Origin of the sequence: Akkermansia sp. NBRC 115031, from assembly GCF_030268505.1 — a bacterium.
Classification (GTDB): domain Bacteria; phylum Verrucomicrobiota; class Verrucomicrobiia; order Verrucomicrobiales; family Akkermansiaceae; genus Akkermansia; species Akkermansia massiliensis.
In genome coordinates this window covers 168,480-185,421 of the sequence record NZ_BSQU01000003.1, presented here as the reverse complement: position 1 = coordinate 185,421, position 16,942 = coordinate 168,480, and the positions used below count along the sequence as shown (strand labels likewise).

Genomic DNA, 16,942 nt, shown 5'->3' with positions numbered 1-16,942 from the left:
CATGAACCTTCCCATCTCCATCCGCGGCGCACGCCAGCACAACCTCCGGAACCTGGACCTGGACCTTCCATCCAACAAGCTGATCGTGTTCAGCGGCCCTTCCGGCTCCGGAAAATCCTCCCTGGCGTTCGACACGCTCTTCTCCGAATCCCGCAGGCGTTTCCTGGATTGTCTTTCGGCACGGGCCAGGCAGGGCATGGAACAGCCGGAAAAGCCGGAGGTGGACAGCATCACCGGACTGCCCCCGGCCCTGTGCCTGGAACAATCCGCCAGGCAGCAGAGTTCCCGCACCCTGCTGGGGAGCATCACGGAAATTCTGGACTACCTGCGCATCCTGTATGCGGCTGCCGGCACTCCCCATGACCCGGAAACGGGCAAGGAACTGGTGCGCAAAAGCCCGGACCAGATTACGGAGGAACTCGTCTCCCTGCCGGAACAGACGCGCCTGGTCCTGGCCGCTCCGGCGGAAGCCCTGCTGGCCCAGGACCCTGCGGCGACTCTGGGCGACTTCCAGCGCCAGGGCTTTCTGCGGGTCTATTGGAACGGGGAAATGCAGGATATTGAGGAAATAGGCTCCCCGGCTCCTCCCCCGCCGGATGCCGCCCTGGTCATCGACCGCATCATCGTCCGCGGGGAAAACACGGCCTCCCGCCTGGCGGACTCCCTCCAAACGGCCCTCCGGATCAATCCGGACGAGGTGCGGGCCATCATCACCAGGCCGGGGGAAGAAACTACCGTCCAGGCCTTCCATACCCGCTACCGCAACCCGGAAACGGGCTTCCTGCTTCCCCAGCTTACGCCCCGCCATTTCTCCTTCAACTCTCCACTGGGCGCGTGCCCTTCCTGCCAGGGCTCCGGCCTGAATGAGCGGGAAAAAGGCCCATGCTCCGCCTGCGGCGGCCTGCGGCTCTCCCCCCTGGCGCTGGCCGTCACCATGCACACGCCGGACCGCGCCTATAACCTGGCGGAACTGACGGCTCTACCGCTGGAAGACATGGCCGGAGAGCTGGAACGGCTGAAGACGCCCGCCTCCCTGGCGGCGGCGCTGGACCCGCTCATGAAGGAGATCAACAAGCGCGTGCGCTTCCTGAACGAACTGGGCCTTTCCTACCTCTCCCTGGACCGGCAGGCAAACACTCTTTCCGGCGGGGAACTGCAAAGGGCGCGCCTGGCCTCCCAGCTGGGCGGCGGTCTTTCCGGGGTCCTTTACATCCTGGACGAACCTACTGCCGGACTTCACCCCGCCGATACGGACCGCCTGCTCCGCGCGCTCCGGACGCTCCGGGACCAGGGCAACACGGTCCTGGTAGTGGAGCACGACGAACAAATTCTGAACGCGGCGGACCATCTGGTGGACATGGGCCCCGGCTCCGGCACCCACGGCGGCCGTATTCTGGCGCAAGGTCCCCTTCCGGAAATTCTGGAAAACGCCGAGAGCCCTACCGGAGCATGGCTCTCCGGCAAACGGAGCATGCCCGCCTCCGGACACAGGACGGTTCCCACCGGGCATCTGGTCCTGGCCGGGGCGGACAAGCACAACCTCAACAACGTCACCCTGAACATCCCGGTAGGCACGCTGACCTGCATCTCCGGGCCCTCCGGTTCCGGAAAATCCACTCTTGTCCGGGACTGCCTCATTCCCGCGGTCAGGCAGGACATCCCCGGGAAAAAGGGCGTTCCGCGCCGCGTGCAGGGCTCGGAACACTTCAACCGCCTCGTCGTCATCGACCAGTCGCCCATCGGCAGGACGCCGCGCTCCACGCCGGCCACAGCCACCGGACTGCTCCAGGTTCTGCGCCCCCTTTACGCCCAGCTCCCTCTTTCCAAGCAAAGGGGATACACGGCGGCGCGCTTTTCCCCCAACATCCGCGGGGGGCGCTGCGAACGGTGCCTGGGCACGGGCATGATTGAAGTGGACATGAACTTTCTGGGCAACGTCACGATGCCCTGCGACGCCTGCCAGGGCCAGTGCTACAACCGGGAAACGCTGGAAGTCACCTGGAAGGGAAAATCCATCGCCCAGGCGCTGGCGCTGACGGTGGATGAAGCGGCGGAATTCTTCTCCTCCCTGCCCCGGGCCGCCGCTATCCTGAAAAGCATGCAGGACGTAGGCCTGGGATACCTCAGCCTCAACCGCCGGGCAGACACCCTCTCCGGCGGGGAATCCCAGCGCATCAAAATAGCCGCGGAGCTGGCCAAGGCCCCGGCCTGGAAACTGGCGGAGGACGGCAAGCGCGCCCTCTTCATTCTTGACGAACCTACCAGCGGCCTCCACTTCAATGAAGTGGCCCTTCTTCTGACGGCTCTTTTCCGTCTGAGGGACGCCGGGCACACCATCCTCTGCGTGGAACACCACAAGGACCTGCTGAACGCCGCGGACTACCTGGTTGACATGGGCCCCGGAGCCGGAAGACATGGCGGAAACATCGTGGCGGAAGGAACGCCCGCCGCCGTAGCAGCCATGCCGGAAGCCCCCACGGCGCCGTGGCTTCTCGCCCGTTAAGGAAGAATAATTATTATTATCTTGACGTTTTTCAGGCTTTTATCTAGCAATATGGGAATTCCTCTCTGCTTTTCCGATGAATCCCCGTTCCTTTTCCCTAGCGCTGCTGGCGCTGTTTCTTCTTCCTGAAACACTCCATGCCACGCCCGTATTCCTTGAAAACGTCTCCGAATCCGGCGGATGGTATGACTGCAACAAGAAAACCAAATGGAAGTGGGGCAGCGGTTCCATGACAGACCGTCCTTCCGGCTACTACAGCCCGGACAATCCCGTAGACAGCCAGCTCTGCTGGGCAGCGGCGGCCTCCAACGTTCTTCAATGGTGGCAGAATACCAGAAGCGACCTCTCACCTACGACCCCCAACGGAAAATCCTCCACTTACGGCAACATGCCGGAAGCCTGCCAGCTGCGCATTTACCAAACCCTGGCGACGAGCTGGACTGACAAGGGAGGGTCCGTGGAACAGGCTTACAACTGGTGGTTCAACGGAGGAATGCTTCCCTCCGCCTTTTATGGGACCGACTCCACGATCAGGGACAACCCCTCCTCCGAAGGAGGCTACTGGAAAGAGCTGAACCTGACCGTGACCTACGACAAGTGGGGAACGCCGGACAACACCCCGCTGTTCAATTCCTACACCTTCTGGGAGGGCGATACCAGGGACGGAATCTACAGCGTTTTGAAAAACAGCATCAACAACAACTGGGGAACCACGCTCAGCATCGGCGAGTACGGAACCGGCCACGCCATCACCATGTGGGGCTATGATATGGACGCGGACGGGAACCTGATTATCTACCTGACGGATTCCGATGACTATGCATTGGGAATGTTCCGGCAGAAAGTTATCGTGGACGATGAGAAACACATCTATCTGACCAGCGTGGACGGTGAAAACAACGTGTACGGCTATAATTACGGTGAAGCAGGCCTGACCGGCACGCGGCTGGGCGAACTTCAAAGCTTCACCGCCCCGCTGGGAGACCTCAGGATTCCGGAACCCGGCACTGGAATTCTCTCCCTCTGCGGCGTATTCCTTGCCGTGTCCCGCCGCAGGCGCATCCTGCGGTAAGGCCATCCGAACTCCTTTCTCTCTCAAAAACGGGTCTTGATTCTTGCCGGGGAAATGTGCAGAATCGGGAAACGCATAAGTTCAGAAGAGCATGAATTGTTCCAATGTTCTCCAGTGCGGTTACCTGTGAAATGAATGACGCTTCCAACAACCACGGCGAGCTGGAAAGCACCGTCTCGACCTATTCCGTCGACATAGAAACCCTTCAGCAGATAGCCCTGAAAGGAGACGCCCAGGCACTGTTCCAACTGGCGATCAGTTATGAACAGGGGCGCGGGGTAGCGGAAAACCAGCAGGAAGCCTTCTACTGCTACCAGCAGGCGGCGGAACTGGGCCACGTGACAGCCCAGCTCAACCTTGGCTGGGCCTACTCCAACGGCATAGGCGCCCCGCAGGACAATGACAAAGCCTTTTACTGGTACCGGAAAGCCGCCGAGCAAGGCCATCCCACCGCGCAATTCGACCTCGGATTCTGCTATATCAACGGGCTGGGCGTGGAAAAAGACGAAAACCAGGCCATCACCTGGTACAAAAAAGCGGCGGAACAAGGTCACGCGGTAGCCCAGCTCAACCTCGGCTGGATTTACGCCAACAGCGCCAGCCAGAAAAACTGGGAACAGGCCGTGTACTGGTACAAGCAGGCCGCGGAACAGGGGGATCCCCGTGCCCAGTACAACCTGGCCTGGTGCTACGGCAATGGAAGCGGCACTCCCCGAAATCCGCAAAAAGCCGCCTACTGGTATGAGGAGGCCGCCATGCAGAACCACGCTACGGCCCAGTATAACCTGGGCTGGTGTTATGAAAACGGTTTCGGCGTGCAGCCGAATATCGACAAGGCGCTGGTATGGTACCACAAATCAGCCCTCCAGGGCCAGATCACGGCCCAATACACGCTGGGCTGGTGCTACGGCAACGGCCGGGGCATGGAAGTGGACATGGCCAAAGCCGTCCACTGGTACACCAAGGCCGCCGAACAGGGCCATACAACGGCCCAGCTCAACCTGGGGTGGTGCCACCTGAACGGCAAGGGAACGCCCGTCAACCGGGAGGAAGCCTTGAAATGGTATCTCAAGGCGGCGGAACAGGGCAACGCCACAGCCATGTTCAATGTGGGCAACTGCTACGCCCACGGCTACGGCATTCCGCAGGATGACGAACAGGCGGCGGAATGGTACCAGAAAGCCGTCAGGCACGGCAACAAAAAGGCCGCCAGCGCCCTGCGCCACCTGGCCTCCAAGCAGGAAAAAGAGAAAAAACCGGATGCGGAGGCCTGAAAAAACGCTTCTTCTTTTTACAAGAATCGGAGAATCCCTTTTCGCAGCGCAGCAGCCATCAAAAAACGCAGGGAAAAAACATATCCCCATGGCTTAAAGAAAAAACGTCCGCCTGGGATTGAAGGCCCCCGGCCTTCATCAAGAAGCCGCCGCATTCCATCACCGCCGCCTCTTCCTCCCACCGCCCGCCGGGCCTTTCCGGGACAACCTTTCCACCGCCTCCGGCAGCCGTGTTGCGCCATCGCCGCCCAGCACGACGTCAATATCCTCAAGAGCGCGAATCAGATCGATCACTTCCCGCCGGGGCAAGGCCCCACCCGCAGACATGCAGAAATGGGTGCGGCACGCCAGCGGCCTTCCCTGGTAAATCATGCACTTCCCCTGCCCGTTCAGAAATGGGCAGCTTCCGTCCGGCGGCAGCTCCACGCGCGTGCGTCCGGCGGCGCGCCACGCCTTCCAGGCCATCCACGCCTCCCCCAGCGTCACATGCGGCGTCTCTCCTGTCAGCCGGAACCGGCAGCAATCCGCCACGCCCGTGCAGGAACGCTGCGCCCGGGAAGCGCGGAGAGCGCCTTCATCCAGAAGGCGCCGCACTTCCATCAGCATTTCAGCGGAGGGAACAGCTCCCTCCGCTCTTCCATGACGGCACTTTCCCGGCGCCATGACTACGGCGGTTAATGCGTCAGGCCATCGGCCTTCGCCTGGTTCCAATACGCGTACTCGGAACGGTTGAAGTCCACATACTCCGGAGACAAATCCGTGGTGTACACCGTATGGGAAAACTCGCCCCGGTTCAAATTGATATCCACCTGGAATGCGGGAACCTGCACGGCCTGCCGCAATTCGTCCGACGGAGTATCCGCCTGCATGCCGCCGCGGCAGGCGGCCAATCCGGCGATGTCGATGTCGATCTTCTCTTCATCCACCTTCGCGCCGCAATAGCCCACGGCATGGATAATGCGCCCCCAGTTGGGATCGTTCCCGTTCCAGGAACTCTTCACCAGGGATGACTTGGCGACGGCTTCCGCCGCCTTCTTCGCTTCATCCTCCGTACGGCCTCCGGTCACATGCACGGTCACAAACTTGGTCACGCGTTCGCCGTCCTGCACGATATGCTTGGCCAGCTCCAGCATCACATGGGCCAGAGCCTGCTGGAACGCGTAAATATCTTCCGGGGATTCCAGCTTCACGCCGGAAGCGCCGTTCGCCATCACCAGCACCGTGTCGTTCGTGCTCATGTCGCCGTCGATGGTGATGCAATTGAAGGAACTCTTCACGCCGGACTGCACGCACAGCTCCAGCACGTCGCGGGAAATGCCCGCGTCCGTCGTAATAAAGCACAGCATGGTAGCCATGCAGGGATTGATCATGCCCGCACCCTTGCAGCATGCGCCGATGCGCACGGGCCTGCCCTGCACCATGAATTCAATGGCAATGATCTTCTCCTTCGTATCGCTGGTCATCACGGCCTGGGCCACCTCGTGCCCCTTGTCGCGGGAAAGGCCTTCCGCCAATTCCGGGAACTTCGGGTAAATGCGCATCATGGGCATCGGCAGGCCGATCACGCCGGTGGAGCACACGGCCACTTCCGCAGGCTTCAGCCCAAGAAGTTCCGCAACGCTCCTGCACTCGCCCCTGGCGTCTTCCACCCCCTGGGCTCCGGTACACGCGTTCGCATTCCCGCTGTTCGCCACGATGGCGCGGATATTCCCCTTCCGGAGGTGCTCCCGGCTCACCTTCACGCAGGCGGCCTGCACTCGGTTGGTCGTGAACGTGCCTGCGGAAACGCAGGGTTCCGTGGAATAAACCAGGGCCAGGTCCAGGCGCGTGGCCGTAGGCTTCTTGATGCCGCAGCTTACGGCGCTCCCCACAAAGCCCTGGGGCGCGCAAACGCCCCCGTCAACCGGAATATAGGATGAATCATTCATCGTCTTGAAGTGCCTTCCAGCGTATCAAAAAACTACAGGACCCACAAGCCTTCCGTTTCATCGAACCCGCACATGATATTGAAGGACTGGACGGCCTGGCCGCCCGCGCCTTTCACCACATTATCCTCCGCGCTCATCAGAATCACGCGGTTCGTCCGGGGATCATAGGCCCAGCCGATGTCCACGCAATTCGTCCGCGTCACATTCTTGGTATCCGCAGGCTGGTTGCGACCCAGAAGGCGCACGAACGGAGCCGCCGCATAAGCTTCTTCCAACAGGCGGCCGACGGACTCGGGATCCGCTCCCTTCTTCACCCTGGCCGTAATGGTGGAGCAAATGCCCGTATTCACGGGAATCAAATGGGGGGTAAAGGACATCACCACCGTCTTCCCGGCGGCATGGGAAAGCTCCTGCTCAATCTCGCTCAAATGGCGGTGCTTCGGCACGCCGTAAGCATGGAAACTCTCATTGCACTCGCAGAACAGCAGGGGAATGGACGCCTTGCGCCCCGCGCCGCTCACGCCGCTGCCGGAGCAGACCACGACGTCCTCCGGCTCCAGAATGCCGGCCTTGAACAGGGGAATCAGGGGAAGAAGGATGCTGGTGGGATAGCAGCCGGGGGAAGCTACGATGCGCGCCCGGGCAATCTCCTCCCCGCGCCACTCCGGCAGGCCGTACACGGCCTCCTGCATCAGGGCCGTATCCGGATGGGCGTTGCCGTAATACTCCTCGTACACTTCCGGGCTGTCCAGGCGGAAATCCGCGCTCAGGTCAATCACGCGCACGCCGCGGTCCACCAGGCCGCGGGCATAGGAAGCGGCCACGCCATGCGGCAGCGCCAGGAAAGCCACCTCCGCGCCCGTGGCGGCAATCGCGTCCACATCGGAATCCGTAAACTTCAGGTCGGAACCCGGAACCTGCCGGAAACGGGGAAACACCTCCCACAACGGCTGTCCGGCATACTGGCGGGAGGTAGCGCACACCAGCTTCACTCCGCGGTGATTCAACAGGATGCGCAACAACTCCTGTCCGGTGTAGCCACTGGCCCCGACGACTGCAACTTGAACTTGCTTCATGACAAAAAAGATATGCTATGAAAAAAGACTCTTGCCAACACTAAAGTTTTCCTATATACACCTCGCCGTCGCAAGACACGGCCCCGGTCGGTCCGATTTTATCGGGTTGTAGCGCAGTCTGGTAGCGCACCTGCATGGGGTGCAGGGGGTCGCAGGTTCGAATCCTGTCAACCCGACCACTTTTAACCGCTGTAAGTTGAAAAGCTTACGGCGGTTTTTCATTTTCAGGCATATTGAAATAATTGCCGTCCGCCTGCCTCTCAACATCATGGGGATGTGGGTCTTTCTATCCATGAGCCCGCGTCAATGCGGAAAAATTAGGAAAAGGAGAAAAGCACGTGGAATCGTTGTATTCTGCCCATTTGGCGTTTCCGCCTGACGTTGCATGCGGGATGACTTCTTTTTGAAATACATGCAAATTCCTTTCGCAAGGTGTCTGTCCTGAAACAGGTTCCCGAGTAATCAGGAGATATGTATCCAAAGAAAAACAGGATGTTCACCAGCCGGGGTTATCCCGAACCAATTAGACAACAATCATGAATGAGATTATCACGATTAACGGAATCCTGATGACCACGCAGAATGAATTTTCCGCTCATGCAGGAAACGCAAGCATTCACGTCACGGCACAGGAAAAGGAAAAATGGAACTCAGGCGGTCAAGGACCTAAAGGAGACAAGGGCGATCCGGGAGCCCCGGGACCGGAAGGCCCCCAAGGCCCCAAGGGTGAACCCGGCATCCAGGGCCCTGCCGGTCCACAGGGCCCCAAAGGGGACAAGGGAGATAAAGGGGATGCAGGTCCCGAAGGTCCGCAAGGTTCCAGCGTGCCTCCTGGCTGCTTCATGTGGTTCTGCGGCAGCACAGCCCCGAACGGCTGGCTGGAATGCAATGGCACGACTCTCCAAATCAGTCAGTATCCGGAATTGTACGCGGCAATCAGCACCACCTATGGCGGCGATGGCATAACTACCTTCGCCCTTCCCGACTTGACAAAAGACAGCGGGCTGTTCATCCGTTCCACTTCTACAGAGAGAACTGTAGGTAGCGTGCAAGGGGATGCTATCCGCAATATTACAGGGAAACTGCAAACAAATATTTCAATTGGCCCATCAGGGGGAACTGGCGTGTTTTCAAAAATGACAGGTAAAAATCAAACATACGGAGGACATACACAATATACGGACAGATTTACCAGCACTCTAATTTTTGACGCCTCCGACTCTGTTCCGACGGCCGACGAAAACCGCCCTGTCAATATGGCTTTGATACCCATTATCAAGTACTAGACTATATCTATTAATAAAAACATTACAGTTGGTTGAATCTCACGCCTGTTTTATCTTTTACCCAAAGGAATATTTGAACGCTTCAGCGTCAAAACCAGTGGCAGCAACCATCTCCAACCGCCGCGAGTATCCTGCTTTCGGCGGTTTTTCTTTCCATTTAAGGGACGAATAGAGCCTTTCTTTACTCAGAAGCTGTATTTCACCATCATGTAACGAAACGAATCACATTTGCATCCATCCTTCTTCTGAAAAAAGAATATTCTTAATATTTGATGAAAAACATTTTTTACACTGTTGGCTCCGGTAGTCTCCTGCTATAAACCACCTGTTGCTGAACAAAAGATAGGCTGACATCGTAAAATGTCCGGACATCTGTTCTCATGAAAAACCCCACCTCACTGGTATAAAAGATAATGCGTATGAAAAAAATCCTGTCGTTTCTGTCTATTTTACTGGTCCCTTTTTTCCCTGCACAGGCGGCCAATGTTCCTATTGACAGCATTCCCTTTGAGCTGGGCACTGCCAGCCGCATTTACGTGAAGGGGAGCGTCAATGGCAGCCGTCCCCTGCGTTTTCTTTTTGATACCGGAGCCACATCCATGGTCATCAGCACCAATTCCCTGAAAGGCGTTCCAATGGAATTCAACGAGACCGTCGTCAACCACGGCGCCACAGGGTCCGATGAAGTCCGCGGAAGCACGGAGAACCAATTCGCCATCGGGGAACAAGCCATGGAGCACGTTCCCTTTATTGCCATTCCCTATTCACCGGACCAGTGGGACGGCGTGCTGGGCCTTTGGTTCATTAATCAGCAGGTAACGGAAGTGAACTACACCGATCGGAAGATTTACCTGTATCCGCACGGTTCCTATACGCCGCCGGCGAATGCCATCCGCCTGAAGATTGAGTACGTGATGGGCGTTCCGGTTGTCCCCGCACAAGTGACGGTCAACGGAAAAACCCACCAGCTCCGTTTATCCGTGGATACCGGCTCTGACCGTGTCCTGGACCTCAACACGCCTTTCGTCAAAAAACATCATTTGCTGGGCAGCCAAAAGCCGTTTTCCATTTCCCGCATTTCCAGTTCGGATTCCCATACCGGGGTTCTGGAAAACGTCATGTTCGACAGCATCCAACTGGGCGGCTGCAAGCTTCCGCTCATCCCCGGTGCCTTCTCCACCGTCACCAGCGGTATTCAGAGCATCGCGGAAATGGACGGCGTCATGGGCAACAACCTGCTGAAACGGTTCAACATGGTCTATGATTCCCGGGAAGGGTATATTTACCTGATTCCCAACAATCTGCTTTACACTCCGTTTTATGATTGCCTGCTCCGCCCGCAGCCGGACGCGGCCTTTTCTTCCGGAAAGTAAGGCATTCCGGCACCACCCTACCCTACCGGGCGCTTCCGCGCAGGTTGATGATGCGGGTGCAGAGGTCCACCAGCTTCGTTCCCAGCCGGGAATGCAGAACGCGGTAGATGCCGAAGAGGGCGCACCGAACGCGGAAGTCGTTCCCTTTCGCAATGTGTCTCAACAGGCGGAAGGGGGATTCCGGGGATTTGACGAACTCACGCCATTCATATTTGTCCAGCAGCGTCCGGACGGCGTCCAGAGCCTCCTTTTTTTCTGCCGCCGTCTGGTTCAACAGGTTGGAGGAAAAGAGCTGGATGCTGCCGTTCAGCCAGTTCAGCACCGTAATCCCGGCTCTTTCCAGCACGCCCTGTTCCCGGTAGGCCGCCGCAATCAGGTCGATGCGTTCCAGAGCCGGATAAAAGCCGGAACCCTTTTTGTCCGGGGCCTTGTACACGTTCACCAGGGAGTCCGGGCGGGTAGGACGGTAGATGTACAGGCAGTCCGGTATTTTCACGATTCTTTTCACATAGGGCTGGAGCAGGTTGTTGAAGAGGGCGTCACTGCCCTGCTTCATTCCGGACCGGAAGCGGAGGCCCGTTTTTTTCAGGAATTCCGCCCGGTACAGCTTGTCCCAGCACAGTTCGCTGAACGGCCCCATCGTTGCAAAGTCATAGTGGCCGCAATGCCATTCCGGGCATTGCAGGCCGTTGAGCATGCTCCAGCGGACGGAGAGGGGCATGTCCCCCGCAATCGTCGCCCCCATGCACGCCACGTCCGCCCGGTATTCCTCCGCCGCCAGATACAGGCGCTGGAACATGACGGGGGAAATGTAGTCGTCCGGGTCCACAAAGCCGATGTATTCCCCGGAAGCCGCATCCAGCCCGGCGTTCCGCGCCGCCGCCACGCCCGCATTCGGCTGGTCGATGACGACGAACCGTTCATCCGCGGCTTCATATTCCCTCAGGATGTCCAGGGTTCCATCCCCGGAGCCGTCGTTGATGCAGATGATTTGAATGTTCCGGAGCGTCTGGGCGCAGACGGTATCCAGGCATTTTTTCATGAAGGGGGCTACGTTGTAGCAGGGAATGATGATGGAAACGAGCGGCATGTTTTTATGAAAATAAAGGTTAGCGTGATGAAGAAGAGTTTAATTGACGGAAGAGGTCCATCCACGCGGCGCAAACGGCATCCATCGCATAACGGGCCGCCTTGTTCCGGGCGGCTGCCCCCATGCGGCTCCTTAGCTCCGGCTGTTCCATCAGTCGGATGATGGCGCGGGCCAGGGCGTCCGTATCCCCGGGGGGAACCAGCTGGCCGTCTTCTTCCGGGGAAATGACGTCCCGCGGACCGCACGGGCATTCAAAAGCCACGCACGGCACGCCGCATGCCATGGCTTCCACCAACACCATGCCGAAGCCTTCAAAGAGAGAGGGGAATACCAGCATGGAGGCTTGCAGCAGTTTTTCCTGCACCTCCCCTGTGGCTCCGCGCAGCAGCACGTTTTTTTCCAGCCCTTTTTCCCGGACCAGGCGCTCAAGAGAGCCGCGCTCCGGACCGTCCCCCCAGATTTCCAGTTTCCAGTCCGGATGAACGGCGGCCACTTTTTCCCACGCGCGTACCAGCAGGCCGAATCCCTTCACCGGAACCAGCCGCCCAATGGCCACAGCTGTCGGACGGTCCAGGGAGGCAACCCGCTCCGGCCGCCATACGCACGGATTGGGAATGACATGCACTCCCCGCCTGCCCTTCCAGTTTTCTTCCCGGTCCTGCCGGGTGAGAACGACGGTAGCGTCATAGGTTCCCCTGCGGAGGCCGAATTCATAGAAGTCGGAAAGAGCAGCCATTACGCGCGCACGGATTCCCCCCTGAAGCCGCGCATAGTCCTTCCGGTACGTTCCGGAGTAGTGGAATTCGCGCACGGTTTTCCACGGCTTGCCGCGCGACAGGCGCGGTATCATGAATTTTTCCGACTGCCCTACGGAGACGACTATATCCGGACGGAGTTCATCCAGCGCCTTCCGCAGAGCTTTCGCATGCCTCCTGCGCCGGACCAGAATGCCCTTCAGCACATACAGGAATCCCTTCCAGTCGTCCTCATAGTAGTTCACATCCAGGTGAACCACCTTCACGCCCGGAGGGAGGGAGGAAGCGGTTCTCCGGGAATCATTGGCCGTCACCAGCATTATTTCATTGCCGGGGATGGCGGCCAGGGCGGCAGCCTTGGCGCGCGTCACGGCCTGAATGCCGCCCGCCGCGTCCAGATCATCCAGTACATAGGCTATTTTCATCTCCGTTATTCCTTTCTTCCGTTTTTGGCCAGAATGAGGCCCGTCAGGACCACTCCAAACGGCAGGGCCGCCAGAGTCAGCAACGGCCGCGGTGATTCCCGCAAAAAAACCGGATTGCGGGCCAGCAGGGAGGCGGAGACGTAATGAACCGCCTCCATGAACCGCCGACGCCGGGAGGGCTGGTATTTCATTCCCTCCTTCCGCAGAAAGGCGAATCCCCGCGGGTTGAGCACGTATTGGCGGAACATGTTCCTGGAGGAGCCGTCCTCCCGGTATTCCACCAGGCAAAGCACCTTGTTCATCGTAAGCAGCGGGGCGACGCGGTCCGCCAGCATGTACTTGTAGCCCAGCCCCACGTATTTTTCACCGGGAAAGACGGGATACGGTGGCAATTGCTTCATCAGCGCGGTGCGGTACACCAGCTTCTTGTCTCCGCGGCCTCCCGCCGCATAAAACCCGGTCAATGTGGTTTCCTGCACATCCCCTGCAAAGGCCGTGCCGATGAGTTCCCCCGTCTTCACGTCCGCATCCAGCCCTGCCAGTCCGGCCACACGGTCACTTCCGTGACGTTCCCAGAATTCCAGAATGGAGGCCACGGCGTCTTCCGGCATCAGGTCGTCGGAATCCAGGCAGACATTGAGTTCCGTGTCCATCAATTCATACGCGGCATTGTGGGCGGCATGCATGCCTCCGTTTTCCTGATGGTGGCAGCGTATGTCCAGCGCGCCTTCCCGCATCCATTCCTTCACCAGTTCCTCCGTGCCGTCGGTGGAGCCGTCGTCCACCACCAGCCAGATAAAATCACGGCAGGTCTGCCGCCGCAGGCTTTCATAGCAGTGGCGCAGGCAGTCCGCCCTGTTGAAGGAGGGCGTGAAGACGGTGAGCAGGGGTTTCACGCTTCACCTCCCTGTGACAGATAGAGTTCCTGAAGCTTTTCCGCATTGCGGACGATGTCCAGCCCCGCTTCACGGATGAAGGCGGACGCATCCGTCCGTTGCCAGACGTCCGCCAGTTCCGCTATTTTCCGCGCCCAGGCGGCGGGGGATTTTTTCAGGGACATAAAATTCACATGGCCCGGGACCACCGCGCCATCCCCCGGCACCCGGTCGGACGCAACCACGGGCAGCCCCGCCGCCTGCGCTTCCAGCATCGCAATGCCGAAGCCTTCAAACCGGGAGGGGAAGACAAAGACATCCATCCCCTGCACCAGGGCGGCAACGTCATCCCTGCCGCCCAGCAGGCGGATGCTGCCGCCCCATTCAGGCCGCTCCGCCTCCTGCCGGATCCTGCCCTCTCCTTCCCCGCCGCTTCCCACCAGCGCCAGCAGGGCGTCCGGCCTTACCGCCAGCAGGGCGCGGAAGACGCGCAGCAGGAATTCGTGGTTTTTGGGCCAGGAAAAATTTCCGATGTGGCCCACTACCAGCCTGCCTTCCCAGCCCATTTCCTTCCGCACCCGCTCCCGGACCTCCGGGGAATAGGTGAACCGCCCCGCGTCAATGGCGTTCCGGACGACGATGGCGTCACGCGCGCCCCTGCGGCCGAAAAGCCAGCGCCCGCACAGTTCGTTGCACGTGAAGCGGTGCGTCAGGCAGGGACGCATCAGGTGCTTGAGCACGAAGCGGAACAGGGAGTTTTTATCAATTCCTACCGGAGAGCTGTGGGCATGCGCCGCAATGAAAGGAATGTTCCGCGCCGCCGCCGCCCGGTACACCCAGTAGCCCAGCTCGGAACAGTGGCCGTGAACCAGCTTGTATTCCGGATGTCCGTCAAAAAAAGCCGCTATTTTTTCCTGATACGCCGCCAGACCGCGCAGGGTGATGGGCGGCAGCCTGTAAATCCGCCCTCCCAGCCTCCGGATTTCCTCTTCATAAATGCCGGGCGTCTCCCGGTGCACCAGGAAATCAAATTGGAGCCTGCTGCGGTCAATGTGGCGGTAATAATTCATCACCATCGTTTCCGCTCCGCCGCGGTTCATGATGGAGAATACCATGAGCACTCGTTGAGGGGTCATTTTGCCAGAATTTTTTTAATGGTCAGAAGAAGCAGGTACAAACCGGGGACGAACCCCAGCTTCACGGTCAGGAAAAACGCTTTCCAGTGGGGAGGGAGAGATGCTGTGGGTAGTCCTTTCACCGCCTCCCGGCACCAGTCCCGTTTCAGCAGTTCATGGAGAATACGGCATTTCCGGAAGGAGGAGGCCGGAGCGTCGCAGACGTTCAAGCCCAGGAAAATGACGGAGAGCGCCATGCGGTTCCGCAGGGCCTGCTCCGCTTCCGGATAAGCTCCGCTTTCCCGCACCTGCCGCTCCATCCGGCGGAAGAGTTCCTCCCACTGGTCCGCCAGCTCCGGCTTGTACCGCTTGGTCAGGGCTCCCGGCGCCGTCTTCCGGTAATGGTAGAAGGTGGTGGGGATGTACACCGCCCTGCGGGCCGCCCGGAACAGGGAAAGATTGCAGAGCACGTCTTCCGCGGAGCCGATCAGGGCCGTGTCCACGAAGGAGGCTTCCCCTTCCCGGAACAGGGAACGCCTGTAGAGCTTGCCCCAGGCCGTACCGTAGGAGTCCAGCCGTTCCGGACGCCCCAGTTCAGCCCCGGACGGCCCCAGGAGCCGGTTCCTCAGCCATTCCATGGATTCCCCTTCAAACACCCGCTCCTCGCGCCAGAACAGCACCGGGGCGGACGCCGTTCCATATTCCCTGGCATAGCTCCAGAACACGATGTCCGCGTCCCTTCCCAGCATGGCTTCCATCGCGTGCGCGCAGGCGTGTTCGTCCAGCCAGTCGTCCGCATCCACAAACATCACGTATTCCCCTTCCGCCAGCTCCAGCCCGGCATTCCGGGAGGCGGACAAGCCGGAGTTTTCCCGGCAAGCCACCTGCACCCGGCCATCCCGGCGGCGCAGTTCTTCCAGCATGTCCCCACTGGAGTCCGTGGAACCGTCATTCACGCAGATGACCTGAATATCCCGGTACGTCTGGTTCAGAATGCTTTCCAGGCAGCGGGAGAGATAAGCCTCCGCGTTATAGACGGGAACGATGACGGAAATCACGGCTTGCCTCCTTTCCTTTCCTGAAGGATGCGGCGGAACAGGCCGTCCCATTGGGCCGCCACCGTTTCAGCCGCGTACCGCTTCACATTTTCCCGCGCTTTCGCGGCCATGGAGGCGCGCAGTTTTTCATTCCCCATCAGAAGTTCCAGGGCGGAAGCCAGTTCCGCCACCTTTCCCGGCCGCGCCAGAAGGCCGTCCTCCCCATGGCGGATGATGTCGCCGGGGCCGCAGGGGCAGTCAAAGGCCACGCACGGCACGCCGCACGCCATGGCCTCAGCCAGCATCATGCCGAAGCCTTCATACCGGGAAGACATGGCGCAGATGGAAGACCGCAGATATTCCCGCATGATCCTCCGGGTGGGCGGATGCAGCAGAAAACTTTCTTCCAGCCCTTCCCGGCGTATTTCCTCCCTCAGCTTTCCACCATCCCGCTCCGCTCCGAACAGCTCCAGCTTCCATTCCGGAAATTTACCGTGCGCCTTTTTCCAGGCGGCCAGAAGCGCTCCGTAGTTTTTCTGGGGGGAAACCTTGCCGACGGCAATCACTCTTTTTTCTTTTCCGGAAGAGGGTGCCTCCGGATAAAACGGCAGGGGATTGGGAATCACCTCCACATTCGCCATGGGCCATTCCTCCCGGTTGCCGGGCGTCAGCACCACAAAACGGGAGAAGCGTTTTCCCAGGAACCGCATCAGGGCGAATTCCAGTTTCATGAGAGCGGAAGATTTCAGGCCGTCCGCCTGAATCAGCCGGGAAACGTGGCGTTCATAGACCACGGGGCAGCCGCAGCCCGTCAGCAGGAAGGGAATCCAGAACCCCTTGAAGCCGTCGTCGCAAACGGAAACGACAGCAGGCTTGACGGCGCGCACCGCCTTCCGAACGCCGCTTGCCCAGGCCTTCAGCCTCGCGGCAGGATTTCCCTGCATGCGCACGTCATGAACGTGAATGCCGGGCCAGAAGTCATAAAAAGGCTCCTTTCCTTCTTCATTCAGCGTCAGGATATGGATTTCATCCCCGTACCGTTCCGCCAGCAGGCGCGTCCGGACGGAGAGCACCCGTTCCAGCCCTCCCGCTCCGGCGATGCCGTTGGTGATGTATAAAAGCCGTCTTCCCAT

At 59.5% G+C, this 16,942-nt stretch carries 14 protein-coding genes and 1 tRNA gene; 6 read left to right on the top strand and 9 right to left on the bottom strand.

Annotated elements, in window-relative coordinates:
* The first annotated feature begins 1 nt into the window (after nt 1).
* The 3 genes from QSJ36_RS05650 (at nt 2) to QSJ36_RS05640 (ending at nt 4,849) form a co-directional block, all read left to right on the top strand.
* On the top strand, nt 2–2,503 hold the full coding sequence (locus QSJ36_RS05650; RefSeq protein WP_102722590.1) for an excinuclease ABC subunit UvrA: 2,502 nt from the start codon (nt 2–4) through the stop codon (nt 2,501–2,503).
* A gap of 76 nt (nt 2,504–2,579) precedes the next feature.
* Nucleotides 2,580–3,575: an IdeS/Mac family cysteine endopeptidase gene (locus tag QSJ36_RS05645; RefSeq protein WP_102722591.1), complete on the top strand. Its 996-nt coding sequence runs from the start codon at nt 2,580–2,582 to the stop codon at nt 3,573–3,575.
* A 131-nt stretch (nt 3,576–3,706) separates the two neighbouring features.
* Nucleotides 3,707–4,849 carry an SEL1-like repeat protein gene (locus tag QSJ36_RS05640; protein WP_180971835.1) on the top strand — a complete coding sequence of 381 codons (1,143 nt, stop codon included), beginning with the start codon at nt 3,707–3,709 and terminating at the stop codon, nt 4,847–4,849.
* Between the two features lie 159 nt (nt 4,850–5,008).
* On the opposite strand, the gene QSJ36_RS05635 is transcribed toward QSJ36_RS05640, so the two are convergent.
* Genes QSJ36_RS05635 through argC form a run of 3 tightly spaced genes read right to left on the bottom strand, consistent with a single transcriptional unit; the run spans nt 5,009 to nt 7,853 of the window.
* Nucleotides 5,009–5,512, bottom strand: coding sequence for a YkgJ family cysteine cluster protein (locus tag QSJ36_RS05635; RefSeq protein ID WP_285467587.1), 504 nt, complete (start codon nt 5,510–5,512; stop codon nt 5,009–5,011).
* An 11-nt stretch (nt 5,513–5,523) separates the two neighbouring features.
* Nucleotides 5,524–6,777, bottom strand: a complete 1,254-nt coding sequence (gene argJ, locus QSJ36_RS05630) for a bifunctional glutamate N-acetyltransferase/amino-acid acetyltransferase ArgJ (RefSeq protein WP_285467585.1) — start codon at nt 6,775–6,777, stop codon at nt 5,524–5,526.
* A 32-nt stretch (nt 6,778–6,809) separates the two neighbouring features.
* Entirely contained in the window at nt 6,810–7,853 is a 1,044-nt protein-coding gene (gene argC / locus QSJ36_RS05625) for an N-acetyl-gamma-glutamyl-phosphate reductase (RefSeq protein ID WP_102722594.1), read from the bottom strand.
* A 102-nt stretch (nt 7,854–7,955) separates the two neighbouring features.
* Between argC and QSJ36_RS05620 the strand changes: the two genes are divergently transcribed.
* The 3 genes from QSJ36_RS05620 (at nt 7,956) to QSJ36_RS05610 (ending at nt 10,512) form a co-directional block, all read left to right on the top strand.
* Nucleotides 7,956–8,032 (top strand) — tRNA-Pro (locus QSJ36_RS05620).
* A 357-nt stretch (nt 8,033–8,389) separates the two neighbouring features.
* On the top strand, nt 8,390–9,139 hold the full coding sequence (locus tag QSJ36_RS05615; protein ID WP_285467583.1) for a tail fiber protein: 750 nt from the start codon (nt 8,390–8,392) through the stop codon (nt 9,137–9,139).
* Nucleotides 9,140–9,558: 419 nt separating this feature from the next.
* Nucleotides 9,559–10,512 carry a retropepsin-like aspartic protease gene (locus QSJ36_RS05610; RefSeq protein WP_285467581.1) on the top strand — a complete coding sequence of 318 codons (954 nt, stop codon included), beginning with the start codon at nt 9,559–9,561 and terminating at the stop codon, nt 10,510–10,512.
* A gap of 22 nt (nt 10,513–10,534) precedes the next feature.
* On the opposite strand, the gene QSJ36_RS05605 is transcribed toward QSJ36_RS05610, so the two are convergent.
* The 6 genes from QSJ36_RS05605 to QSJ36_RS05580 are packed head-to-tail and all read right to left on the bottom strand — an operon-like array spanning nt 10,535 to nt 16,942.
* Nucleotides 10,535–11,602 (bottom strand): glycosyltransferase, encoded by a 1,068-nt coding sequence (locus QSJ36_RS05605; protein WP_285467579.1) that lies wholly within the window; start codon nt 11,600–11,602, stop codon nt 10,535–10,537.
* Nucleotides 11,603–11,621: 19 nt separating this feature from the next.
* Nucleotides 11,622–12,782: a glycosyltransferase family 4 protein gene (locus tag QSJ36_RS05600; RefSeq protein ID WP_285467577.1), complete on the bottom strand. Its 1,161-nt coding sequence runs from the start codon at nt 12,780–12,782 to the stop codon at nt 11,622–11,624.
* A 5-nt stretch (nt 12,783–12,787) separates the two neighbouring features.
* On the bottom strand, nt 12,788–13,678 hold the full coding sequence (locus QSJ36_RS05595; protein ID WP_285467575.1) for a glycosyltransferase family 2 protein: 891 nt from the start codon (nt 13,676–13,678) through the stop codon (nt 12,788–12,790).
* Entirely contained in the window at nt 13,675–14,793 is a 1,119-nt protein-coding gene (locus QSJ36_RS05590) for a glycosyltransferase (RefSeq protein WP_285467573.1), read from the bottom strand. Before QSJ36_RS05590 ends, QSJ36_RS05595 begins: the two co-directional genes overlap by 4 nt.
* Nucleotides 14,790–15,830 (bottom strand): glycosyltransferase family 2 protein, encoded by a 1,041-nt coding sequence (locus tag QSJ36_RS05585; protein ID WP_285467571.1) that lies wholly within the window; start codon nt 15,828–15,830, stop codon nt 14,790–14,792. Before QSJ36_RS05585 ends, QSJ36_RS05590 begins: the two co-directional genes overlap by 4 nt.
* Nucleotides 15,827–16,942 carry a glycosyltransferase family 4 protein gene (locus QSJ36_RS05580; RefSeq protein ID WP_102727404.1) on the bottom strand — a complete coding sequence of 372 codons (1,116 nt, stop codon included), beginning with the start codon at nt 16,940–16,942 and terminating at the stop codon, nt 15,827–15,829. The genes QSJ36_RS05585 and QSJ36_RS05580 overlap by 4 nt, the downstream gene beginning before the upstream one ends.

Coding starts and splice junctions, on each gene's coding strand:
- QSJ36_RS05590 (WP_285467573.1), bottom strand. CDS start 14,793: ATGACCCCTCAACGAGTGCTCATGGTATTCTCCATCATGAACCGCGGC.
- QSJ36_RS05605 (WP_285467579.1), bottom strand. CDS start 11,602: ATGCCGCTCGTTTCCATCATCATTCCCTGCTACAACGTAGCCCCCTTC.
- argJ (WP_285467585.1), bottom strand. CDS start 6,777: ATGAATGATTCATCCTATATTCCGGTTGACGGGGGCGTTTGCGCGCCC.
- argC (WP_102722594.1), bottom strand. CDS start 7,853: ATGAAGCAAGTTCAAGTTGCAGTCGTCGGGGCCAGTGGCTACACCGGA.
- QSJ36_RS05650 (WP_102722590.1), top strand. CDS start 2: ATGAACCTTCCCATCTCCATCCGCGGCGCACGCCAGCACAACCTCCGG.
- QSJ36_RS05635 (WP_285467587.1), bottom strand. CDS start 5,512: ATGGCGCCGGGAAAGTGCCGTCATGGAAGAGCGGAGGGAGCTGTTCCC.
- QSJ36_RS05640 (WP_180971835.1), top strand. CDS start 3,707: ATGAATGACGCTTCCAACAACCACGGCGAGCTGGAAAGCACCGTCTCG.
- QSJ36_RS05580 (WP_102727404.1), bottom strand. CDS start 16,942: ATGGGAAGACGGCTTTTATACATCACCAACGGCATCGCCGGAGCGGGA.
- QSJ36_RS05610 (WP_285467581.1), top strand. CDS start 9,559: ATGAAAAAAATCCTGTCGTTTCTGTCTATTTTACTGGTCCCTTTTTTC.
- QSJ36_RS05600 (WP_285467577.1), bottom strand. CDS start 12,782: ATGAAAATAGCCTATGTACTGGATGATCTGGACGCGGCGGGCGGCATT.
- QSJ36_RS05615 (WP_285467583.1), top strand. CDS start 8,390: ATGAATGAGATTATCACGATTAACGGAATCCTGATGACCACGCAGAAT.
- QSJ36_RS05645 (WP_102722591.1), top strand. CDS start 2,580: ATGAATCCCCGTTCCTTTTCCCTAGCGCTGCTGGCGCTGTTTCTTCTT.